General features: G+C 68.4%; 23 protein-coding genes. 10 read left to right on the top strand and 13 right to left on the bottom strand.

Translation table 11 applies throughout. The annotated features are described in order from the left end of the window. The first annotated feature begins 1 nt into the window (after position 1). Positions 2–802, top strand: a complete 801-nt coding sequence (locus TEF_04450) for a hypothetical protein (GenBank protein ID ANK83275.1) — start codon at positions 2–4, stop codon at positions 800–802. Positions 803–844: 42 nt separating this feature from the next. Here TEF_04450 and TEF_04455 read toward each other — a convergent pair whose 3' ends face one another. After that, positions 845–1,027: a hypothetical protein gene (locus TEF_04455; protein ID ANK80120.1), complete on the bottom strand. Its 183-nt coding sequence runs from the start codon at positions 1,025–1,027 to the stop codon at positions 845–847. A 275-nt stretch (positions 1,028–1,302) separates the two neighbouring features. On the opposite strand from TEF_04455, the gene TEF_04460 reads away from it, so the two are divergent. Continuing rightward, positions 1,303–1,503, top strand: a complete 201-nt coding sequence (locus tag TEF_04460) for a hypothetical protein (GenBank protein ID ANK80121.1) — start codon at positions 1,303–1,305, stop codon at positions 1,501–1,503. Then, entirely contained in the window at positions 1,500–2,237 is a 738-nt protein-coding gene (locus tag TEF_04465) for a hypothetical protein (GenBank protein ANK80122.1), read from the top strand. Before TEF_04460 ends, TEF_04465 begins: the two co-directional genes overlap by 4 nt. A 98-nt stretch (positions 2,238–2,335) precedes the next feature. On the opposite strand, the gene TEF_04470 is transcribed toward TEF_04465, so the two are convergent. Next, positions 2,336–2,689: a hypothetical protein gene (locus TEF_04470; GenBank protein ANK80123.1), complete on the bottom strand. Its 354-nt coding sequence runs from the start codon at positions 2,687–2,689 to the stop codon at positions 2,336–2,338. A 66-nt stretch (positions 2,690–2,755) separates the two neighbouring features. Here TEF_04470 and TEF_04475 point away from each other — a divergent pair, with 66 nt between their 5' ends. Beyond that, a complete protein-coding gene (locus tag TEF_04475; protein ID ANK80124.1) occupies positions 2,756–3,496 on the top strand; it encodes a glucose 1-dehydrogenase in 741 nt (246 codons plus the stop codon). Between the two features lie 4 nt (positions 3,497–3,500). Here the strand turns inward: TEF_04475 and TEF_04480 are convergent, their stop codons facing one another. The 4 genes from TEF_04480 to TEF_04495 form a co-directional block, all read right to left on the bottom strand. Further along, positions 3,501–4,652, bottom strand: coding sequence for an acyl-CoA dehydrogenase (locus TEF_04480; GenBank protein ID ANK80125.1), 1,152 nt, complete (start codon positions 4,650–4,652; stop codon positions 3,501–3,503). Positions 4,653–4,728: 76 nt separating this feature from the next. After that, the gene (locus tag TEF_04485; protein ANK80126.1) at positions 4,729–5,190 is read right to left on the bottom strand and encodes a thioesterase; all 462 of its coding nucleotides are present in this window, start codon (positions 5,188–5,190) and stop codon (positions 4,729–4,731) included. Continuing rightward, positions 5,187–6,581, bottom strand: a complete 1,395-nt coding sequence (locus tag TEF_04490; GenBank protein ANK80127.1) for a magnesium transporter — start codon at positions 6,579–6,581, stop codon at positions 5,187–5,189. Before TEF_04490 ends, TEF_04485 begins: the two co-directional genes overlap by 4 nt. Before the next feature lie 27 nt (positions 6,582–6,608). Further along, positions 6,609–8,918, bottom strand: a complete 2,310-nt coding sequence (locus TEF_04495; GenBank protein ID ANK80128.1) for a malic enzyme — start codon at positions 8,916–8,918, stop codon at positions 6,609–6,611. Between the two features lie 269 nt (positions 8,919–9,187). Between TEF_04495 and TEF_04500 the strand changes: the two genes are divergently transcribed. Then, on the top strand, positions 9,188–9,712 hold the full coding sequence (locus TEF_04500) for a hypothetical protein (protein ANK80129.1): 525 nt from the start codon (positions 9,188–9,190) through the stop codon (positions 9,710–9,712). On the opposite strand, the gene TEF_04505 is transcribed toward TEF_04500, so the two are convergent. From TEF_04505 to TEF_04520, 4 genes are read right to left on the bottom strand one after another with little or no spacing between them, the layout of a single operon-like run. Then, positions 9,709–10,509 (bottom strand): hypothetical protein, encoded by an 801-nt coding sequence (locus TEF_04505; protein ANK80130.1) that lies wholly within the window; start codon positions 10,507–10,509, stop codon positions 9,709–9,711. The genes TEF_04500 and TEF_04505 overlap by 4 nt on opposite strands. Continuing rightward, positions 10,506–10,910, bottom strand: a complete 405-nt coding sequence (locus tag TEF_04510) for a Fur family transcriptional regulator (protein ANK83276.1) — start codon at positions 10,908–10,910, stop codon at positions 10,506–10,508. The genes TEF_04505 and TEF_04510 overlap by 4 nt, the downstream gene beginning before the upstream one ends. Continuing rightward, positions 10,910–11,704 (bottom strand): hypothetical protein, encoded by a 795-nt coding sequence (locus TEF_04515; protein ID ANK83277.1) that lies wholly within the window; start codon positions 11,702–11,704, stop codon positions 10,910–10,912. The genes TEF_04510 and TEF_04515 overlap by 1 nt, the downstream gene beginning before the upstream one ends. Beyond that, a complete protein-coding gene (locus tag TEF_04520) occupies positions 11,694–12,500 on the bottom strand; it encodes a zinc ABC transporter ATP-binding protein (GenBank protein ID ANK83278.1) in 807 nt (268 codons plus the stop codon). Before TEF_04520 ends, TEF_04515 begins: the two co-directional genes overlap by 11 nt. Before the next feature lie 166 nt (positions 12,501–12,666). On the opposite strand from TEF_04520, the gene TEF_04525 reads away from it, so the two are divergent. Together TEF_04525 and TEF_04530 are read left to right on the top strand one after the other, a co-directional pair. Then, complete coding sequence (locus TEF_04525; GenBank protein ANK80131.1) at positions 12,667–13,143, top strand: hypothetical protein; 477 nt, start codon at positions 12,667–12,669, stop codon at positions 13,141–13,143. A gap of 55 nt (positions 13,144–13,198) precedes the next feature. Then, positions 13,199–13,834 carry a hypothetical protein gene (locus TEF_04530; protein ID ANK80132.1) on the top strand — a complete coding sequence of 212 codons (636 nt, stop codon included), beginning with the start codon at positions 13,199–13,201 and terminating at the stop codon, positions 13,832–13,834. Here TEF_04530 and TEF_04535 read toward each other — a convergent pair. Further along, positions 13,818–15,356: a hypothetical protein gene (locus TEF_04535; GenBank protein ID ANK80133.1), complete on the bottom strand. Its 1,539-nt coding sequence runs from the start codon at positions 15,354–15,356 to the stop codon at positions 13,818–13,820. The two genes, TEF_04530 and TEF_04535, sit on opposite strands and share 17 nt — an antisense overlap. A gap of 184 nt (positions 15,357–15,540) precedes the next feature. On the opposite strand from TEF_04535, the gene TEF_04540 reads away from it, so the two are divergent. Beyond that, entirely contained in the window at positions 15,541–16,725 is a 1,185-nt protein-coding gene (locus tag TEF_04540; GenBank protein ID ANK80134.1) for a hypothetical protein, read from the top strand. 175 nt (positions 16,726–16,900) lie between these two features. After that, positions 16,901–17,728 (top strand): MBL fold metallo-hydrolase, encoded by an 828-nt coding sequence (locus TEF_04545; GenBank protein ID ANK80135.1) that lies wholly within the window; start codon positions 16,901–16,903, stop codon positions 17,726–17,728. Positions 17,729–17,732: 4 nt separating this feature from the next. Here TEF_04545 and TEF_04550 read toward each other — a convergent pair whose 3' ends face one another. Together TEF_04550 and TEF_04555 are read right to left on the bottom strand one after the other, a co-directional pair. After that, positions 17,733–18,296 carry a hypothetical protein gene (locus tag TEF_04550; GenBank protein ANK80136.1) on the bottom strand — a complete coding sequence of 188 codons (564 nt, stop codon included), beginning with the start codon at positions 18,294–18,296 and terminating at the stop codon, positions 17,733–17,735. A 50-nt stretch (positions 18,297–18,346) separates the two neighbouring features. Beyond that, on the bottom strand, positions 18,347–19,357 hold the full coding sequence (locus tag TEF_04555) for a hypothetical protein (GenBank protein ID ANK80137.1): 1,011 nt from the start codon (positions 19,355–19,357) through the stop codon (positions 18,347–18,349). Positions 19,358–19,481: 124 nt separating this feature from the next. Between TEF_04555 and TEF_04560 the strand changes: the two genes are divergently transcribed. Further along, entirely contained in the window at positions 19,482–21,050 is a 1,569-nt protein-coding gene (locus TEF_04560) for an acyl-CoA synthetase (protein ID ANK80138.1), read from the top strand. Positions 21,051–21,066: the final 16 nt, after the last annotated feature.

Below are 21,066 nucleotides of genomic sequence, written 5' to 3' on the forward strand. Positions count from 1 at the left end.
CATGATCGTCCAGATCAGCGATCTGCACGTCTCCGATCCGGACAGTCCGTCGGACCGGATCGTCCGCCAGGCGGACCGGCTGGCCCGGGCCGTGGCCTGGATCAACCGTCTGCAGCCGCAGCCGGACTTGGTGCTGGCGAGCGGTGATCTGGTCGACCAGTGCCGGCGGAGCGAGTACGAGCGGTTGAAGGCGGTGCTGGCGGACCTGGAGGCGCCGATCCGGCTGATGGTCGGCAATCACGACGACCGCGACCACCTGCGCGCGGTCTTCGACGATCACGGCTACCTGCCGGACGGTCCTTTCGTGCACTACACGGTCGACCATCTGGACGTGCGGGTGATCGCCCTCGATTCCCAGATTCCGGGCGAGATCGGCGGCGAACTCTGCGCCCGGCGGCTGGCCTGGCTGGAGGCGCGTCTGGCCGAGGAAACCTCCAAGCCGACCATTGTCGCGTTGCACCACCCGCCCTTTCCGGGCGGCATCGAAAAGATGGACGCCCACAGTCTGATCCGCGGGGGGGCGGCGCTGGAATCACTGCTGGCGCGCTCCGGCCAGGTGGTCCGTGTCGTGGCCGGCCATGTGCACCGGCCCTTCACCGCCATGTTCGGGGGACGGCTGGCCATGACCTGCCCCAGCACCTCGCATCAGATTGCCTTCGACATCGAGCGGCAGGACGGCGTGGCGATCATGGACGAGCCGGCGCAGGCGCTGTTGCACCTCTATCGTCCGGCAAGCGGCCTCGTGACCCACCTGCTGCCCATCGGCGATCATCCGGTCATCGTCGACGTCAGGCTCGACTGAGCGCGGGACGAGCCCGAAGCCGGCCGGTCTGGCCACGACCCTTCACCGCCGCTGGATGAATCCGAGCGACGAATAGTCCCCGTCATCGTCGCGGCAGCGCGAACACAGCCGGTTGTGCGGTCCGTGGCTGGTGAACCCCGTGCCGCAGCAGAGGCAGTCGCGCCGGCGGCGCGTTTCCGTGCGTCCGATGATGATGCGGGGCCGCCCCCGGCGCTTTCCCGGCATGTCGATGCTCCTCGTTGGCCGATGCTGTGCTTCCGAGGATAGCGCCACCTGACATGGGCGCAAGCAAAAATACCGAATACGCCGAAGTAATGATTGCAAATATACCGTCTTCGGCGGTATAAGGATCGCGTTCGCCGGCCGCTGCGCCGGCGGCGTGATGCGAGAGGAGGCCCGTTTGACGCCCATGACCGAATTGCCGCTCTGGCTGCCGCTATGCGGCTTCGTCGCCGGATTCCTTTTCGGCGTTCACGTGGCGCAGGCGCTGGGCGGCGACGATGGCCGGCCCTGAACTGGACCGCATCTTCGCCCGCTGTTTCCGCGGCGCGGACGGCGACGCGGCGCTGGCTCATCTGCGCGGTCTGACCGTCGAGATCGCTGCCGGCCCGGAGATCGAGGACCACCGGCTGCGTCACCTGGAAGGTCAGCGTTTCATCGTTCGGACAATCATCAACATGGTCGAGAGAGGACGCAAATGAACACCAGCATGATCGACTACGCCGGCGGCGGCGATTCAGGCCGGAAAATGCACCGGTTCACGTACCGGGATACGGCCTACGAAGTGCCGGATCAGTTCTGGGACCGGGAGGCCGGCGACATCGACCTCGCCGCCCTGCTGAAGAGCCAGGCGGACCTGCGCCGCCAGGTTTCCGGCCGGATGAAGGCGCCGGAGAGCTATGACCTCAGGGTGCCCGAGGATATCGCCGACCGCGTCGCCATCGATCCGGCGGACCCGGCGGCGGCCGCGGCCATGGCCTGGGCGAAGAAGCATGGTCTTTCGCAGGAAGCCTTCGGCGAACTGGTCGAGGGTTTCGCCCGCGCCGAAGCCGATGCCCGCGATCCGGAAGCCTTCCACACGGCCCAGATGGCGCAGTTGAAGGAGGCCTATGGCCACCGCTGCGACGAGGTCTGCCAGGAGGTCGGCCACTGGTTCGGCGCGCTGCTGCAGCGCGACTTCGCGGACCGGCCCGAACTGCTGGAGGCGGCGGAGGAACTGGCCTCCGATGCTCGCGGCGTGATGCTGCTGAAGGCACTGCGCGACCGCCTGACCGAGCGCGGCGTGCCGGGCCACCGCGACCAGCCGGCCGCCGGCATGGACGAGGCCGCGCTCAGGCGCCTGCAGGCCTCCGATGCCTATCTCAACGCCCGCCATCCCGACCATGACGCCGTGGTGCGCAAGGTCCGCGATGGCTGGCAGCGGCTGGTGGGATAGGCGATCGGCGTGCGAGGGATGGTCTGGCTGGCTCGCGTGCCTGCTGAATTGTGGAGACGGCGGGCCGGCCGGCCATGCCATCCCCGGCCCGCCTGCGCCTAGCCCTTCACTTCCGCCTTCACCGCATCGGTGAAGCCGACCAGAACGCGGGGTCCGTTCTCGAACACGGGCCGCTTCACCAGCGCCGGTTGCGCGGCGACCAGCCCCGGCGCGCCCTCCCCGCCCAGGGCCGCCGCGCGATCCTGCTCCGAAAGCCCCCGCCAGGTGGCGCCGCGGCGGTTGATCAGGCTCTCCCAGCCTACCGCCGCGGCCCACCGCCCTATGTCGGCCGCCTCGACGCCGTCGGCGCGGACATCGATGAAGTCATGGGCGACGCCTTCGGCCGCCAGCCATTTCCGCGCCTTGCGGCAGGTGTCGCAGTTCTTCAGTCCGTAGACCTTCCATGCCGTCATCGCCGCTTGCCTCTCGCCCGGTCTGTCCCATCATCTGACGGCAGGACCTACCGGGGAGGAGCCGACATGTCCATCGAAGACAAATCCGTCGCCGTCGTGCTGGGTGTCGGCGCCAGCCGGGGGGTCGGCGCCGCGGTTGCGCGCCGTTTCGCCGGCGAGGGCTTCCACGTGGTGCTGGCCGGCCGGACCGAAGGCGGACTGGACGCGATCCGCGACGAGATCCGCGACGCCGGCGTGACCGCCGAGAGCTTCGTCACCGACGCGACGAACGCCGGCGACGTGGAGCGCCTGATGGCCCACGCCGATTCGCTGGGCAACGGCCTGCGCGTCGCCGTCTACAATGTCGGCAACAACCGCCGCGGCACGCTGGACGACCTGGACATGGCGGTCTTCGAGAAGGCCTGGCGGGAGAACGCCTTCGGCGGCGCGCTGTTCGCGAAGGCGGTCGCCTGGCACATGCGCGCGCGCGGGCAGGGCACCATGATCTTCACCGGGGCCACGGCCTCGCTCCGCGCCCGGCCGCCCTTTCTGCCCTTCGCTTCGGCCAAGGCGGCGCTGCGCGCGGTCGCCCAGGCGGCGGCGCGGGAACTGGGCCCCGACGGCATTCATGTGGGCCATGTCGTCGTGGACGGGGGTATCGCCGGCGACAAGCTGCTCAGGGCCTTCCCCGACCGGGCGAAGCGCGCCGGCGAGGACGGGCTGCTGGATCCGGACGCCATCGCCGACGCCTACTGGGCGCTGCACTGCCAGCACCGCAGCGCCTGGACCTTCGAGCTTGACCTGCGGCCGTTCGGAGAGACCTGGTAGCGGCTCAGAGCCCCATCTGGCGGGCGGCGAGATCGCGCATGATCTCCTCGGCCCCGCCGCCGATGGCGTTGACCCGGACCTCCCGGTAGATGCGTTCCACCTTCTGGCCTTTCAGATAGCCGGCGCCGCCGAAGGTCTGCACCGCTTCCCGGGCGCAGTACTCCATGGTCAGGGTGGCCTGGTTCTTCAGCATGCAGATCTCGGCCACCGGGCTTTCGCCCCGGTCGATGCGCCAGGCGAGATTCTCCAGCCAGGCCTGGGTCGCGTTGATCTTCATCGCCATGTCGACCAGCTTGTGACGCACCGCCTGGTGGTCGATCAGGCGCTTGCCGAAGGTGTTGCGTTCGCGGGCATAGGCCACGGTCTCGTCGAAGCAGATCTGCGAGAAGCCGTTGCAGCCGGCGGCCATCATCAGCCGCTCGAAGTTGAAGTTCTGCATGACGATCCTGAAACCCTGGTTCTCCTCGCCGATCAGGTTCTCCGCCGGCACGCGGACGTCGTCGAAATAGAGCGTCGCCGTGTCGGAGGCGTGCCAGCCCATCTTCTTCAGCGGCGTCCGGTTGAAGCCCGGCATGTCCGCCTCGATCAGCAGCATGGAGACGCCGCCCATGCCGGGGCCGCCGGTGCGCACGGCGGTCGAGATGTAGTCGGCCTGCATGCCTGAGGTGATGAAGGTCTTCTGGCCATTGACGACGTAATGGTCACCCTCGCGCCGGGCCGTGGTCTCCAGATTGGCGACGTCGGAGCCGCCCGAGGGCTCCGTGATGGCCAGCGCCGCGATCTTCTCCCCCGACAGCACCGCCGGCACGACACGCCGTTTCACCGCTTCGGTGGCGGCGCGCGTGATCGGCGGCAGGCCGATGGCGTGGCTGTTGAGGCTGGCCGAGACGCCGCCCGCGCCGGCGCGGGCCACCTCCTGACCGGCGATGATCATGTAGAACAGGTCTTCCATGATGCCGCCTGCCTCGGGGCGGTGATGGGCGCCGATCAGGCCGAGCTCGCCGGCCTTCCGGAACAGCTCGCGGGGCATCCGTTCGGCCTCTTCCCATTCGTCGACGAAGGGCTCGATTTCCTTCTCCACGAAGCGGCGCACCGTGTCGCGCCAGGCCTCGTGGGCGGCGGTGTAGTAGGGGCTCTCGGGCTGGTTCGGAATCATGACGGGCCTCCCCTCCCGGTCATTCTCTGCTCTCCGGCCGGATCATGGACCGCCCGCGTGCGGCGCGCCAGCCGTGTCAGCCGGGCCGCTTCGCGTCGTCGCGGCCCGCCATGCACATCACCGTCACCAGCGCCTGGGCGACCAGCGTCTCCTCACCATTGTCCAGGGCGTAGACCTTGGCCTCGGCGGGGACCAGCGTCCGGCCGGCCTTCAGCACCTGCCCGCGGGCGATCAGCGCTTCGCCGCGTCCCGGCGCCAGCCAGTTGAGCTTCATCTCCACCGTCAGCGGCGCGGAGCCCGGCGGCATCATCGAGAACGCGGCGTAGGAGGCGGCGTTGTCGGCGATCGTCGCGATGGCGCCGCCATGGGCGAAGCCGTGCTGCTGGGTGACCTCGTCGCGGAGCGGCAGACGGAATTCCGCGAAACCGGGCTCGAGCCGCTCCAGGTGAAAGCCCACCAGATGCGCGAAGGGTTGCCGCGCGAAGCTCGCGCGCACCTTGGCGTCCCAGTCCGGATCGCGGGGCTGAAGGGTCGTCACAACAGGAACAGCGCCCCCAGGCCGAGGAAGGCGAAGAAGCCGACGATATCGGTGACCGTGGTCAGGAACACCGCGCTGGAGACCGCCGGGTCGACGCCGGCCTTGTCCAGGCCGAGCGGGATCAGGATGCCGGCCAGCCCGGCGACGATCATGTTAAGCACCATGGCCGCGGCGATCACGCCGCCGAGGACCGGGTCGGAGAACCAGACATAGGTCGCCAGACCGATCAGGATCGCGAAGGCGATGCCGTTGAGAACGCCGACCAGCAGCTCCTTGCTCACCTGGCGCATGGCGTTGGCCGCCGTCAGGTCCTTGGTGCCGAGCGCGCGCACGGCGATGGCGAGGGTCTGGGTTCCGGCATTGCCGCCCATGGAGGCGACGATGGGCATCAGCACGGCCAGCGCCACCACCTGTTCGATGGTGGCTTCGAAGAAGCCGATGACGACCGAGGCGACGATGGCGGTCACCAGATTGATGATCAGCCAGGAAAAGCGGGTGCGCGTGGTGCGGAAGACCGAGCGGTTGAGGTCGTCCTCCTTGACGCCGGAGATCTGGAACAGATCCTCCTCGGCCTCCTCCTCGACCACGTCGAGGATGTCGTCGACCATGATGACGCCGATCATGCGGCCGGATTCGTCGACCACCGGCGCCGAGGTCAGGTCGTACTGGCGCACCTCGTAGGCCACGTCCTCGACGTCCATCTCCGGCCGGAAGACCACCGGATCGGCTTCCATGATGTCGCCGATGCGGATGGGCCGCTTGGTGCGCATGGCCCGATCCAGCGGCACCCAGCCGATCGGCCGGAAGGCCGGGTCGATGACGTAGATCGAGTAGAATTCGTCGGGCAGATCCTCGGCGGAGCGCAGGTAGTCGATCACCTGGCCCATGGACCAGTAGGCCGGGACGGCGACGAAGTCGCGCTGCATCAGCCGCCCGGCGGTGTCCTCGCCGAAGGCCAGGCCTTCCTCGAGGGGGCGGCGGATGTCCTCGGCCACCGCCGCCAGCACGGCCTTCTGCTGGTCCTCGGAAAGCGCGTCGAGGACGTAGACCGCGTCGTCCTCGTTCAGTTCGGCGACGGCCTCCGCCACCCGCTTCGGCCCCAACATCTCCACCAGGGCGTCGCGGACCGGCCTTTCCAGCTCGGCCAGCGCCTCCGGATCCAGCCGCGCGCCGATCGCTTCCAGGAGCGTCTGGCGCCGGTCCCGGTCGAACAGTTCGAACAGGTCGGCCTGGTCGGCCGCGTGCAGCCCGGCGAACTGCTCGCGGACCTCGCCGAACCGCTCGTCGTCGAGTGCAACGCGGATTTCGCGGACAATGTCCGGTGTCAGGCCGCGGCCTTCCGCACCCTCTTCCTCGTCATCTTCCTCTGCGACGCCGTCCCGCTCATTCATGAATCACCCATATAGGCGACGACGGGCTCAGGTCATCTGCGACAAGGGGCCGGCCGGGATCGCCCCGGACTCGTGATCCTGCGCGGCGACCACCGCGACGGCCGTCATGTTGACGATGCCGCGGGTGGTGATCGCCGGGGTGATCACGTGCGCCGACTTCGCCATGCCGATCAGGATGGGGCCGACCGACATGCCTTCATTGGTTTCCTTGACCAGGTTGTAGGCGATGTTGGCGGCGTCCATGTTCGGGCAGACCAGCACGTTGGCGTTGTCGGTCAACGTGGAATCCGGGTTCACGCGGTCGCGGACGGACTTGTTCAGCGCCGTGTCGCCCTTCATCTCGCCGTCGATCTCCAGATCCGGCGCAATCTTGCGGATGATCCCGTAGGCCTCCCGCATCTTCCGCGAGGACGGATCGTCGTTGTCGCCGAAGTTGGAATGCGCCAGCAGGGCGACGCGCGGCTCGATGCCGAAGCGGTTGACGACTTCCGCCGCCATCACCGCCATTTCGGCCACTTCCTCGGCGTCCGGGTCGTCGGTGACATGGGTGTCGCAGATGGCGATGGTGCCGCGGTCCATGACGATCAGCTCCAGGCCCGACGGCTCGCGCACGCCGCGCCGCAGGCCGATGATGTCGCGCACCCAGGCGATGTGGCGGTCATAACGCCCCACCAGGCCGCAGAGCATGCCGTCGACCTCGCCGCGATGGGCCAGCAGCGAGGCGATGACGGTCGGGTTGGTGCGGACCTGATAGCGCGCGTCCTCCGGGGTCACGCCGCGGCGGCCCATGATCTGGCGCAGCGTGTCGGCCAGCGAGTCGACGGACTCGGCGGAGGTGACGTCGAAGACATCGACGTCCTGACCCACCTTGATGCGCAGCCCGAAGCGGTTGATGCGCCGCTCGATCACTTCGCGCCGGCCGATCAGCACCGGCCGCGCCAGCCCGTCGTCGACGATCACCTGGGCGGCGCGCAGGATTCGTTCCTGCTCGCCGTCGGCATAGGCGATCTTCTTCGGATCCTGCTTGGCGCGGTCGAAGACGGGCTTCATGGCGAAGCCGGTCTTGTACATGTACTGGGCCAGCTTCTGGCGGTAGGCCGCCATGTCCTCGATCGGACGCTGGGCCACGCCGGAGTCCATCGCCGCCTGGGCGACGGCGGCCGAGACCTCGACGATCAGGCGCGGGTCGAAGGGCTTCGGAATGATGTACTCGCGGCCGAAGGACAGGCTCTCGACGCCATAGGCCTTGGCCACCACTTCGGAGACTTCCTGCATGGTCAGGTCGGCGATGGCCTTGGTGGCCGCGACCTTCATCTCCTCGTTGATCGTGGTCGCGCCGCAATCCAGCGCCCCGCGAAACAGGAAGGGGAAGCAGAGCACGTTGTTGACCTGGTTGGGAAAGTCCGACCGGCCGGTGGCGATGATGGCGTCGGGCCGGGCGGCCTTCGCTTCCTCGGGCATGATCTCCGGCGTCGGGTTGGCGAGCGCCATGATGATCGGGTTGTCGGCCATGGTCTTGACCATCTCGCCGGTCAGCGTGCCGGGGCCGGAGACGCCCACGAAGACGTCGGCGTCCTTGACCGCTTCCATGATGGAGCGCGCATCCGTCTCGACGGCCCAGTACTCCTTGTACTTGTCCATCTTCTCCGTCCGGCCCTTGTAGATCGGCCCGGAGCGGTCGCAGACGATGATGTTCTCCTTGGTCACGCCCATCGAGACGATCAGCGCCATGCAGGCCTGGGCCGCGGCGCCGGCGCCGGAGCAGACCACCTTGACCTTGTCGATGTCCTTCTCGACCAGCCTGAGCGCGTTGTAGATCGCCGCGCCGACGCAGATGGCGGTGCCGTGCTGGTCGTCATGGAAGACCGGAATGCCCATGCGCTCACGGCACTTCCGCTCGATCTCGAAGCACGCCGGCGCGCCGATGTCCTCCAGGTTGATGCCGCCGAAGGTCGGCTCCAGCGCGACGACGATATCGACGACCTTGTCGATGTCGGTGGCGTCGATCTCGATGTCGAAGACGTCGATGCCGGCGAACTTCTTGAACAGGACGCCCTTGCCCTCCATCACGGGCTTGGAGGCCAGCGCGCCGATATTGCCGAGGCCCAGCACCGCGGTGCCGTTGGAGATCACGGCGACCAGGTTGCCGCGCGCGGTCATGTTCGCGGCCTCCAGCGGATCGGCGACGATCGCGTTGCAGGCCGCGGCGACGCCGGGGCTGTAGGCCAGCGACAGATCGCGCTGGTTCGCGAGCTTGGTCGTGGGCTGGACGGAAATCTTGCCGGGCGTCGGATACCGGTGGTAGTCCAGCGCCATCTTGTCGAGTTCGTCGCTCATTTTAGCCCCCTCAGGCGATCAGGATCCCTCTGCCGCCCACTATCGCCCCGGCATGCGAAAAATCAACTGTCACGGGTTGGAATGCGGCGGCGGTCACGCTGCGGAAGGATAGCGCGAATTTTCACCTCTTGTCCGGGTATTCAAATATTTACTTGCGAATTCAAATATTTGAATTTGTAACGAATCCGATAGTATTCGCGCTGGAAGGGCGTGCAGGGAGGTATAAAAGCGCACCGCGCTCAAGGGGCGAGGGGCTCTTTTCGTGGCGGATGAAAGTCGAATTCACGACGCTCTACAGCGAACAGAAGGATCTTGCGGATCTGGGAGATACGGAGCTGCCGGAGAGCGTGCGCGATTTCGCCGGGATCTGGCGCCGTTTGAAGGGCGAAAGACCCGCGCCGGCGAAGGCGGACATAGAGCCGACCGTCATCCCGCCGAAACTGCTCCCGAACATCATGCTCTGGGATGTGCTGGACGACGACTATCGCGTGCGCCTCGCGGGCACCGGCTACCGGCGGCGGGCCTTGCAGGAACTGAGCGGCCAGCATCTCAGCGAGGTCTACGGCGCCAACAGCGAGATGCGCGAAGAGTTTGATGCGGTCGCGAAGCGGGGGCGATACTCCTTCATCGAACAGCGCGTACAGTGGGCCGGTGCGGAGCCGGCAATCCGAACCCGCCTGCTGCTGCCGCTGTCTATGGAAGACGGCGTGGCCCGGCATCTGGTCGGCTTCATTGGTCCCGGCTTCCGTTTTGAACTGGGCTCGGACGGCGACGCTCGCCGCAGGATCTGCTAGCTGGCCGCCGGGTCGCGCTCCTGGATGCGCCGGCTGTACATGGCGATCAGCCCGCGGTCGGCGATCCAGTCGGGTACGGCATCGGCGGCCGCGCTGGCTCCGAAACGTTGGCCGGCGGCCTGCAGGTCCCGGTCCAGCGCCGCGAAGCGGGCCGGGTCGTGACGGCCTTCGGCACAATAGGCGGCCAGGCCGTCCACCGGCGTTTGCGCCGCGCCCGCCGAACGGGCCTCTAGGAAGGCCGCACAGGCCAGCATGACGTAGAGCCGCTCGGCGCGGGCGAAGTCGCGGCCGTGCTCTCCCGGCATAAGCTCGCCGGGCGCCACGGCGACGCGTTCGAAGCGGCCGAAACCCTGGCTCAGGCCGCGCAGGAAGCCGGGACCCTCCCTGTGCGTGATCGTGACACCGGCCCGGTCGCGCGGCAGCCGCGCGATCCGGACCTCGCCGTCCAGCTTCGCAGTGACCAGCAGGTGGCGGACATGGCGCGACTGCCCGATCCACGACTTGCAGCCGTCGAGGCGGAAGCCGGCGCCGTCCGCCGTCAGAACCGTGCCGGGGAAGCGCTCGGGATCCTTGCGGTCCTCGGCGGCGGCCAGCGCCGCCCAGCCCGCCGCCGGCAGGTCGGGAAAGACCTTGCGCAGCGACGCCTGGTAGCCGGCGATGAAGACCTGCGGCAGCGACAGCGCCGCCCGGCCGCCCTCCACCGCCATGTCGACGGGATCCAGGCGGCCGAATTCCGCCTCGCGCCAGAAGTCGTGGAAGTCCGCCTCGCCGGGGCCGGCGGGGACGCGGCCGCTCATGCCGCGTCCTCCGCGCAGTCGCGGCAGAGTCCGTGCAGTTCGACCGTGGCGTGATCCAGCGTGAAGCGCCGGCTTTCGGCCTGTTCCGCCAGGCGGTCGCGCACCTGCTCGTCCTGGAACTCGGAGACCTCGCCGCAGTCGTCGCAGATGGCGAAGACGGCGATGCCGCCGGGACGGTGGCGGTGGCTGCAGGCGACATAGGCGTTCAGCGATTCGAGGCGGTGGGCCAGCCCGAACTCGAGCAGCTTCTCCAGCGCGCGGTAGACCTGCAGCGGCGCGCGCAGGCCTTCGCCGCGGAGCTGATCGAGAATGGCATAGGCCGAGAGCGGGCCGCCCGCGCGGTCGAGCACGTCGTGGACCAGGCCCTGGTTGCGGGTGAGCTTGCGTGTCCGTTCCGCCATCATGCCGTCCTGCGCCGCATTGCGGCATAGCTTATCAGAAAGCCGAGCAGCGCCGCGACCACGATGGAGGGCCCCGAGGGCGTGTCCCAGAACCAGGAGCCGCTGAGACCGGCGGCCACGGCGGCGACGCCGATCAGGGAGGCCAGCGCCGCCATCGCCTCCGGCGTGGCGGCGAAGCGCCGGGCCGCCGCCGCGGGAATGATCAGCAGCGAGGTGATCAGCAGGATGCCGACGATCTTCATGGCGATGGCGATGGTCAGCGCCATGGCCAGCATGAACAGCAGGCGCGCGCGCTGGGGCTTCAGGCCTTCCGCCTCGGCCAGTTCCTCGCTCACCGTGGCGGCCAGCAGCGGCCGCCAGATCCAGGCGAGGAGGGCAAGGACCACCGCGCCGCCGATCCAGATCAGCCAGAGATCGCGTGCGCCGACGGCCAGGATGTCGCCGAACAGATAGCTCAGCAGGTCGACGCGCACCCCCTCCATCAGCGCCACGATCACCAGTCCGATGGCCAGCGTCGAATGCGCCAGGATGCCCAGCAGCGCGTCGGTGGGCAGGGCGCGGCGGCGCTCCAGCACCAGCAGCAGCACGGAGGTCAGCGCCGCGGCGACGAACACGCCCAGCGTCAGGTCGATCTCCATCAGCAGCGACAGCGCCACGCCCAGCAGCGCCGCGTGGGCGATGGTGTCGCCGAAATAGGCCATGCGCCGCCAGACAACGAAGGCGCCGAGCGGGCCGGCGATCAGGGCGACGCCGGCGCCGGCGGCAAGCGCCCTGAGCAGGAAGTCATCCACCAATGCCATGCCCTCCCGGATCCGGCCGGTGGGCGTGATCGTCGTCATGGCCCTCGGTGATGGTGCCATCGGGGTGCTGGATGCGGCCGTCCGGCAGGTGGCTGTGATCGTGCTGGTGGCGGTAGACCGCCAGCGTGCCGGCGGCGCGGTCGCCAAACAGCTTCAGGTATTCGGGATCGTTCGCCACGGATCGCGGCGCCCCGGCGCAGCAGACATGGCCGTTGAGACAGAGCACGGTATCGGTGGAGGCCATGACGATGTGCAGGTCGTGGGAGATCAGCAGCACGCCGCAGCCGGTCTCGTCGCGGATCTGCCCGATCAGGTCGTAGATCGCCACCTGCCCGGAGAAGTCGACGCCCTGCACCGGCTCGTCGAGCACCAGCAGGTCGGGCTCGCCGACGATGGCCCGGGCCAGCAGCGCGCGCTGGAATTCGCCACCCGACAGGTTCTGAACCTCGGCGCGGCGCAGATGGCCGATGCCGGTCCGTTCCAGCGCCCGGTTGACGGCGGCGGCCTCGCGCCGGGACGTCAGACGCATCAGCCGCTCGACCGTGAGCGGCAGCGTGCGGTCGATGCTCAGCTTCTGCGGCACATAGCCGATGGTTAGGCCGGCGGCGCGGCGTACGCGGCCCTCGTCGGGACGCCAGACCCCGGTCGCCAGCCGCGCCGTGGTGCTCTTGCCCGAACCGTTGGGCCCGATCAGCGTGACGATCTCGCCGCGGTGGATCTCCAGGTCCACATGGCGGATCAGCCAGCGGCCGCCCCGCTCGATGCCGAGATCCTCGCCTTTCACCAGCATGTCGCCGCTTGCAGGCACTTCTTCCTCCACGCCGTTCCGGTGGCCAGATGTAGCGTTATACCATTACACAGGCAAGCCGCCGCGCCGCCCCGTCTGTACGCGCCCGGCCGAAGCTGTGCTAGGAAGCGGGGCGAATGTTGCATCCCGTCGGAGGAAGGCCTGCGCAATGCCGGCGAGACCCGAAATCATCGGTCTGACGGGCGAACCCGGGCCGCTTTGCAGGGCGCTGCTCGACTACTGGATGGAGCGGCGGGGCGAGCGGCCGATGCCGGCGCGGGCCGACCTCGATCCCATCGACATCCCGAAACTTCTGCCGCACATCATGCTGATGGACGTTCTGCCCGGAACCGGCCGGATGCGCTTCCGCCTGGTGGGCACGCGGGTCGTCGTGATGTTCGGCGCCGACAATACCGGGCGCTATCTCGACGAGGTCGATTTCGGCGAACAGCGGCCCGCGATCCTGGAATCCTACGGCCTGGCGCTGGCCCATGCGTCGCCGCATCACCGGCGCATGGGGTTCATCAACAAGGATGGCGTGAAATTCGACATGGAGCGGCTGATTCTGCCCCTCTCCTCCGATGGCGGAAGGCATGTCGACATGCTGATCAGCCTGCTCGACATCAAGGAAAACATCGCTGGGTAAACCGGCGGATTCCGTCCTAGGATGCCTCAAAACAAGAGCAAGGGGGTTTGGGGACATGGCGGACCGGGACGACATGCTGGCGCGCGTATATGCGGCGGACGGCGATCCGGAAAAGCTCATCGAAAGCTACGACAGCTGGGCCTCCAGCTATGACCGCGACCTCTTCGCCATGGGCTACCGCCATCCCGTCGTCGTCGCCGGCACACTGGCCCGCTTCGCGTCGAACCTGGACATCACCGTGCTCGACGCCGGCTGCGGCAGTGGCCTGCTGGGGGAGGCGCTGAGCCTGCTCGGCTACGCCGAGATCGTCGGCATCGACCTCTCGGAGGGGATGCTGGAACAGGCCGCCGCCAAGGCCTGCTATGCCGACCTTCAGCAGGTGATGCTGGGGGAGGATCTGGAATATGCGGACGGCACCTTCGACGCCGTCGTCAGCGCCGGCGTGATGACCGTCGGCCACGCGCCGCCCGAGGCGCTGGTGGAGCTGGCGCGGGTGACGAAGCCCGGCGGCCACCTGGTGGTCGCGATCGTGCGGGAAGCGTGGGAGTCCGGCTTCCGCGACGTCGCCGAGCGCCTCGCCGCCGACCACAAGATCACCCCCCTGTACCGCACGAACCATTATGTCGGCCTGCCCGGCGCGCCCGAGGCCGAGCGCGTCGAGGCCCGCGTGCACGTCATGCGCCGGGTCTGAGGCCGGCCGCCGGTTCACCCGCGCCGCCCGGTACCGCCGCGTCCTGCAGATGCGCGGCGGGAAAGCCGGCGCGCTTCAGGTAGTGGCGCAGATAGCCGGCGCGGTCGACCACCTGGCCGATCATGTCCGGGAACGCCTGGGCGGCGCGGAGATAGGCCGACTGCGCCTCGGCCGCCTCGGCGATGTCCTGCAGGCGGATCAGCGGCGAGGTCGGCTTCGGCCTGACCGCCTCGCCGCCGGCCGAGAAGGGCTCCACATGGAAGGGCGAACCGACCATGGCGGGGCCGGAGAGGATCGCCAGCACGCGCCGCGCCAGCGGGTAGTCCAGCTCGGTCAGCAGCCTGAGCGACATGGGCAGCTCCACCGCGGCGAACTCCTGCTGGCGGACGTCGATCTCGAAGGCCGTGCGCTGGCCCGCCTCCGCGGGCGGCAGGGTCGGGCCCATGATGCCGCGGCGGATGGTCTCCTGCAGGCGTTCCAGCACGATCTGGCTGACGTCGAAGCGCCCCGGCGCGTCGAGCGGCGTCAGCCCCGCCGAGCCCACGGCCTTGGGGATGATCGCCCCCGGCACCAGGCGGATGTTGGCCGGGTTGAGCACGCCGTCGTCCTCGGCCTGCCAGATGCCGGTGACGGCGATCGAGGCGTTCTTCAGGATAAGCTCCACCACCTTGTTGGCGGTCTTGATGTCCGCCAGCACGCTCAGCACAGGTCCGCGGCCCATCCACTCGCCCGGCGCCTTGTCCATGCGGAAGGCGATCACCGGAGAGGCGGCGTAGGCGCGCTTCAGCAGCAGGTTCTCGCCGTCGGCGCCGGGCTGGTCGACGCACCACAGCTCGTAGTCCGCCGGGCCGCCGGGATGGTCGGCCATCACCGCCTCGATCAGCTCGATCTCGGTATCCGGTTTCTCCGCGGCGAGCTTCGCGAGGTCGGGCGGCAGATCGGCGTCGGGCCACTTCTCGGCGATACGCCGCGCCGTCAGGCGCATCTGGCGGAAGACCGTGGCCAGCATGCCGTCGGGCCCTTCCTCCGGCACCAGTTCCCGCGCCGGGACGGCCTCGAAGCGGAGCGGGCGGGCGAAGCTGCCTTCGTGGACCATCAGCGCGCCGGTCGAGATCAGCGCGTCGCCGATGGCCGGGTCGACCTCGATATGAAAGTTCGACGCCTCGATCGCCGCGTGGAAGCGGGCGCGGACATCGTCCAGCCAGGTCTCGTAGCCGCGCCGCAGATCGTCCTCGAAGCCGAAACTCTCCGGCGCCTCGAAGTCCATCCATTCGCGGAACGGCGGGAAGAGCTGTCCGTGCAGCCGCGAGCGCCGCCACTGCACCGCCTGCACCGCGGTGTTGTCGAAGATTTCCCGGTCGCGCCGCCCGCCGGCCTGGCCCGCGGCCGCGGCGTCATGATGGGGCAGGGCGAAGGCGTAGGCGTCGTCCAGCAGGGCGTCCCAGGCGCGGCGGCGGCGCTCGGCGCGGTGAAAGCGCTGCAGGGTGCGGGATTCGGGGCTGGCGGCGGATCGGTCGGTCATCTTGCGCCTCGGGAGAACGTGGGTGACCGGCTCCAATCTAGGGGCGGGATCGCTAAGCGTTTCCCGGTTTTTCGTTGCGCCCCGCCGGGTCCGGTCCCAGCATGGCGGCCTGCGCGGGGGCGATCCGCCCCGAACGGCGCGCGTCCGCTGGCGCAACATGTCGAGACAACCATGGGGAGCGGCCATGAGCCTGATCGATGAGCTGAAACGCATCCAGCCGGAGATGACGGAATGGCGGCGCGACATCCACCGTCATCCCGAGACCGCCTTCGAGGAGGACCGCACCGCCGACAAGGTGGCCGGCCTGCTGGAGGAATTCGGCCTGCAGGTGCACCGGGGCCTGGCGAAGACCGGCGTCGTCGGCACGCTGAAGGCCGGCACGGGCAACCGCGCCATCGGGCTGCGCGCCGACATGGACGCGCTGGATCTGCAGGAACTCAACGAATTCGACCACCGCTCGGTCAACGACGGCAAGATGCACGCCTGCGGCCATGACGGGCACACGGCCATGCTGCTGGGCGCGGCGCGGCACCTGTCGGCCAATCCCGATTTCGACGGCACGGTGCATTTCATCTTCCAGCCGGCCGAGGAGAACCTGGCCGGCGGCCGGGTCATGGTCCAGGACGGGCTGTTCGAGCGCTTCCCCGTCGAAGCCGTCTACGGCATGCACAACTGGCCCGGCCTGCCGGTGGGCAAGTTCGCCGCCTGCGTCGGGCCGATGATGGCCTCGGCCGATTTCTTCGAGCTGAAGCTGACCGGCCGGGGCGGCCACGGCGCCTTCCCGCATCTGTCGCGCGATCCTGTGCTGGCTGCGGCCCACATCATCACCGCCTGGCAGAGCATCGTCAGCCGCAATACCGATCCCATGAAGGCCGCCGTGATCAGCGCGACGCAGATCGAATCGGGCTTCACCGGCAATGTCATCCCCGAGACCGCAGTGATCCGCGGCACCACGCGGACCTTCGATGCCGGCGTCCAGGACATGGTCGAGGAGCGCATGGGCGCGCTGGCGCGCAGCCTGGCGGAGGGTTTCGGCATGCGCGCCGACTTCCGTTACGACCGGCGCTACGCGCCCACGGTGAACTCGCCCGAGGAGTTCGGTCACGCCATGGCCGCGGCCCGGGCGCTGGTGGGTGAGGCCAACGTCAACGACCACCTGACGCCGGTGATGGGCGCGGAGGACTTCGGCTGGATGCTCCGGGAACGGCCGGGCTGCTACGTCTTCGTCGGCAACGGCGAAGGCCAGCAGGGCGGCTGCGAGGTGCACAATCCGAACTACGACTTCAACGACGATACCCTGCCCGTTGGCGCCGCCTACTGGTCCCAGCTCGTCCGGATGCAGCTTCCCGCCGACCGCGCCGCCGGGTGACGGGTATCCGGCGGCCACATCGTGGCCCCGAACTTGCTTGACCCTTGGTCAATGTGACAGGCGTCATGGGAATGCGAACAATAAGAGGCTTCGTGGTGTTGAGCCGATATCGAATTGTGACACAACGTGGTTGACGTCCGGCGCCGGATCGGCCGGACAGTGAAGGAAGGCTGAATTGAGTTTCAAGGTCAAGTTCTGGGGCGTCCGCGGCTCGATCGCCACGCCCGGCCCGCGTTACGTTTCCTTCGGCGGCAATACCAGCTGCATCGAGGTCGCCTGCGGTGGGCGGCGCATCATCTTCGACGCCGGTACGGGCATCCGGAACCTGGGCCACTGGCTGACCAAGAAGAACGTCAAGCATGCGCACATGCTGCTCAGCCACACCCACTGGGATCACATCAACGGCTTTCCCTTCTTCTCGCCCGCCTTCAAGAAGGATCAGCACTTCACCATCATGGCCGGCCATCTTTCCGATCAGGGATCCGGTATCCGGGAGGTGCTGGCCAGCCAGATGACCCAGCCGACCTTCCCCGTGCCGATCGAGATCATGCAGGCGAAGATGGACTTCGAGGATTTCAGCGCCGGCGACACCTTCACCATCGACAACGACATCACGATCCGCACCACGGCGCTCAATCATCCCGACGGCGCCACCGCCTACCGCGTCGACTATCAGGGCAACTCCATGTGCTACGTCACCGACACCGAGCACGTGCCGGGCAAGCCCGACGAGAACATCCTCGCCCTGATCGAGGGCGCGGACGTCGTGATCTACGACTGCACCTATTCCGACAAGGAATTCGAGAGCAAGGTCGGCTGGGGCCATTCCACGTGGCAGGAGGGCATGCGCCTCTGCCAGGCTGCGAACGTCCGTCAGCACATCATCTTCCACCACGATCCCGACCACGAGGACATGTACATGGAGCGCCTCGAGGAAGAGGCGCGCTTCCAGTGGATCGGCAACACCGTGGCGCGGGAGAACATGCGTCTGCGCGTCGGCTGACCGCTCAGCCTGCGGGCGTCTCCGGGCAGAAGCGGATCAGCGAGGCGACCAGCAGCGCGATACCGCCATATTGCAGCAGCACGAACAGTGAGCGGGCGGCGTGAACGGCCGCCGATGACGGCGCGGACATGCCCGGCCAGAGCAGCTTCAGCCGCGGCAGCAGCAGGACCGGCAGCAACAGCACCCCGGCGACGGCGATCCGGATGGCGGTGGTCTCGCCCGAGGCCGCGACGCCGCCGCCGATGAAGATGGCGAAGACGGCGAGGCTGGCGGCCACCCCCACCCAGCCGGCGGCGAGCAGGAACAGCAATTTCAGGTCGTCGCTGACGAAGCCCAGCCAGAACGCGCTGGCGCCCAGCCAGACCGCCAGAGCGGGGATCCAGAGCGGGTAGGCCGGCGGGCCGCAATAGTCGGCCGAAGCCCAGGCCCAGGCGCCGGCCAGCGCCAGGGCCAGGACCAGGGCGTGACTGAGCGTCGACAGTCGTTTCGGCCGGATCTCTGACATCGCCGCAATCTGTCCCGCGCGCTCCGGTTCCGCGCCGTGACCGATGGCCGCGTTCGCGGCCACCTTGCGGTCCTTGGCGAAGGGGTAGGGACGGGGAGAGGGGTCGGCCCGGCCTAGCCGCCGAGGCAGTCCCGGAAGGCGGCCGCGGCGCGGCGCATCAGCGTCTCGTAGTGACCGGGGCCGGGCGGAATGTCCGCGCCCAGCGGATCGGCGACGCCGACGCGCACCTCCGACCCGTCCGCGATGGTGGCGACCAGCCGGCTGTCGAACTGCGGTTCGGCGAAGACGCAGACTGCCCCCAGTTCGCCGACGCGGGATTTCAGGCGGCTGATGCGCCGGGCGCCGGGCTGGACCTCGGGGCTGATGGTGATCGAACCGACGGCGCGCAGGTGGAACTGCGTCTCGAAGTGCGCCCAGGCGTCGTGGAAGACGACGAAGGGCCGGTCCTCGACCGGCTCCAGCATCTCGTGCAATTCCTCGCCCAGCGCCGCGAGCCGCGCACTCAGCGCTTCGGCATTGGCGTGGTAGCGGGCCGCGTTGCCGGGATCGGCCCGGGCGAGGTGTTCGGCCATCGCCCGCGCCATGGCGGTGGCGTTGCCGGTCTCCAGCCAGACATGCGCTTCCGGGTGCTCGGGGGCCTCGCCCCCGACGTGCGCATCGCCCTCGTGCTTGTCGTCCTTGTGCGCGTGACCCTCGTCCTTGTGACCGTGGTCGTCGTGTCCGTGGCCCTCGCCATGATCATGGGCATGGGCCTCGAACTCGCCGCCCTCGCGCACGGGCAGAAGGCGCAGACCCGGCGCGTCCATCAGCGTGACGATTTCGGCATCGCCCGCCAGCTCCTCGAGGGGTTTGCGCAGGAAAGTCGAGATCGCGGGGCCGATCCAGAAAACGACATCCGCTTCGGACAGGGCCCGGGCATCGGAGGGCTTCAGCGCATGGCTGTGCGGCGAGGCGCCCGGCGGCACCAGCAGATAGGGCTCGCCGACACTTTCCATCACCGACGCCGCCAGCGAGTGGACCGGCTGGATCGAGGCCACGACCTTCGGCGCTGCCGTTGCCTGGCACGCCGCGCCCATCGCAATCGCAACCGCTGCCAGCAGGCCCGTTTTCAATCCCCGCGCCATCTTTCCCTCCTGTTACAATATTACATGTTATGTAATTACGTAACACCATCCCCGATATGGCGCAAGCGTCCCGGCTCTGGCATAGGATGCGGAGCGAGAACGACGAAACGGGGAGGCGTCACGAATGTCCGGAATGAAGAACGTCGCGGACGTGCTGCGCGGCCACGCGAAGACCCGCGGAGACAAGGTCGCGCTGGTCTATCGCGGGCGCGAGACGGATTTCGCCGCCCTCGACCGGCGCGCCAGCCAGGTCGCCAACGGGCTGATCGCCGCCGGCGTCAGGCCGCAGCAGCGCGTGGCCCTGCTGACCAAGAACTGCGACCAGTTCATGGAGCTCTATTACGGTTGCGCCAAGGCCAACGCCGTGATCGTGCCGGTGAACTTCCGCCTGGCGGGGCCGGAGATCGCCTACATCGTCAACGACGCCGGGGCGGAGGTTTTCTTCGTCGGCGAGGGCTTTGCCGACCTCGCCGCGGAGAACATGGCGGAGATGCCGAAGGTCCGGCAGGTCATCTCGCTCGAGGGCGAGGGCGGCTACGAGGACTACGCCACCTGGCGCGACCGGCAGTCCGACGCCGACCCGATGGTCGACAACGACCCCGACGATATCGCCTCCCAGCTCTATTCCAGCGGCACGACCGGCCACCCGAAGGGGGTGCAGCTCAGCCACCAGAGCGGCCTCAATCTCTGGCCGCTGCTCGCTGACCCCAACGAGCCCGCTTATGGCCGCTGGTCGGAGAAGGACGTCAACCTGGTCTGCATGCCGCTCTATCACGTGGGCGGGCTGAACAATGCGCTGGCCGGCCTCTATGTGGGGGCACGGACGGTGATCATGGCCGAGGCGCTGCCGGCCGAGATCCTGAAGCTCATCCCCGAGCAGAGGGTCACCAAGAGCTTCCTGGTGCCCGCGCTGATCCTGTTCCTGCTGCAGACGCCGGGCTGCCGCGACACCGACTTCTCCTCTCTGGACGAGATCTGGTACGGCGCGGCGCCGATCCCGGTCGAACTGCTGAAGCAGGCGCTGGAGGTCTTCGGCCCCGTCTTCGGGCAGGCCTATGGCATGACCGAATCCAACGGCGGCGGCGTCTACATGCCGAAGGCCGATCACGACCTGTCGAAGCCGGAGCGGCTGAAATCCTGCGGCAAGCCGGCGCCGGGCTACGAGGTGAAGGTGGTCGACGAGGACGGCCGGGAGGTCCCGGTTGGCGAGGTCGGCGAGATCATCCTGAAGTCGAACACGCTGATGGCCGGCTACTGGAACCTGCCCGAGGCGACGGCGAAGACGCTGCGCGACGGCTGGCTCTGGTCGGGCGACGCCGGCTATTTCGACGCGGAGGGCTTCCTCTACATCTACGACCGGGTGAAGGACATGATCATCTCCGGCGGCGAGAACATCTATCCCGCTGAGATCGAGAGCGCCCTGTTCGGCCATCCGGCGATCGCCGACGTCGCCATCATCGGCGTGCCCGACGAGCGCTGGGGCGAGGCGGTGAAGGCCGTCGTCGTGAAGAAGCCCGATGCAGCGCTCTCCGAAGCGGAGGTCATCGACTATGCGCGCCAGCGCATCGCGCACTACAAGTGCCCGAAATCGGTCGACTTCGTCGACGAACTGCCGCGCAATCCCACGGGCAAGATCCTCAAGCGCGAACTGCGCAAACCCTACTGGGAAGAGATCGGCCGGCAGGTGAGCTAGCGCAAAGGCGAGGGGG

It is taken from the genome of Rhizobiales bacterium NRL2 (assembly GCA_001664005.1).
Taxonomy (GTDB): Bacteria; Pseudomonadota; Alphaproteobacteria; order Minwuiales; family Minwuiaceae; genus Minwuia.

What these genes read in the sequence shown, in the direction of transcription:
- TEF_04535 (ANK80133.1), bottom strand. Translation starts at nt 15,356, where the DNA reads ATGACCGACCGATCCGCCGCCAGCCCCGAATCCCGCACCCTGCAGCGC.
- TEF_04495 (ANK80128.1), bottom strand. Translation starts at nt 8,918, where the DNA reads ATGAGCGACGAACTCGACAAGATGGCGCTGGACTACCACCGGTATCCG.
- TEF_04510 (ANK83276.1), bottom strand. Translation starts at nt 10,910, where the DNA reads ATGGCGGAACGGACACGCAAGCTCACCCGCAACCAGGGCCTGGTCCAC.
- TEF_04560 (ANK80138.1), top strand. Translation starts at nt 19,482, where the DNA reads ATGTCCGGAATGAAGAACGTCGCGGACGTGCTGCGCGGCCACGCGAAG.
- TEF_04475 (ANK80124.1), top strand. Translation starts at nt 2,756, where the DNA reads ATGTCCATCGAAGACAAATCCGTCGCCGTCGTGCTGGGTGTCGGCGCC.
- TEF_04470 (ANK80123.1), bottom strand. Translation starts at nt 2,689, where the DNA reads ATGACGGCATGGAAGGTCTACGGACTGAAGAACTGCGACACCTGCCGC.
- TEF_04555 (ANK80137.1), bottom strand. Translation starts at nt 19,357, where the DNA reads ATGGCGCGGGGATTGAAAACGGGCCTGCTGGCAGCGGTTGCGATTGCG.
- TEF_04450 (ANK83275.1), top strand. Translation starts at nt 2, where the DNA reads ATGATCGTCCAGATCAGCGATCTGCACGTCTCCGATCCGGACAGTCCG.
- TEF_04480 (ANK80125.1), bottom strand. Translation starts at nt 4,652, where the DNA reads ATGATTCCGAACCAGCCCGAGAGCCCCTACTACACCGCCGCCCACGAG.
- TEF_04455 (ANK80120.1), bottom strand. Translation starts at nt 1,027, where the DNA reads ATGCCGGGAAAGCGCCGGGGGCGGCCCCGCATCATCATCGGACGCACG.
- TEF_04465 (ANK80122.1), top strand. Translation starts at nt 1,500, where the DNA reads ATGAACACCAGCATGATCGACTACGCCGGCGGCGGCGATTCAGGCCGG.
- TEF_04505 (ANK80130.1), bottom strand. Translation starts at nt 10,509, where the DNA reads ATGAGCGGCCGCGTCCCCGCCGGCCCCGGCGAGGCGGACTTCCACGAC.
- TEF_04540 (ANK80134.1), top strand. Translation starts at nt 15,541, where the DNA reads ATGAGCCTGATCGATGAGCTGAAACGCATCCAGCCGGAGATGACGGAA.
- TEF_04500 (ANK80129.1), top strand. Translation starts at nt 9,188, where the DNA reads ATGAAAGTCGAATTCACGACGCTCTACAGCGAACAGAAGGATCTTGCG.
- TEF_04460 (ANK80121.1), top strand. Translation starts at nt 1,303, where the DNA reads ATGGCCGGCCCTGAACTGGACCGCATCTTCGCCCGCTGTTTCCGCGGC.
- TEF_04490 (ANK80127.1), bottom strand. Translation starts at nt 6,581, where the DNA reads ATGAATGAGCGGGACGGCGTCGCAGAGGAAGATGACGAGGAAGAGGGT.
- TEF_04525 (ANK80131.1), top strand. Translation starts at nt 12,667, where the DNA reads ATGCCGGCGAGACCCGAAATCATCGGTCTGACGGGCGAACCCGGGCCG.
- TEF_04530 (ANK80132.1), top strand. Translation starts at nt 13,199, where the DNA reads ATGGCGGACCGGGACGACATGCTGGCGCGCGTATATGCGGCGGACGGC.
- TEF_04520 (ANK83278.1), bottom strand. Translation starts at nt 12,500, where the DNA reads ATGCTGGTGAAAGGCGAGGATCTCGGCATCGAGCGGGGCGGCCGCTGG.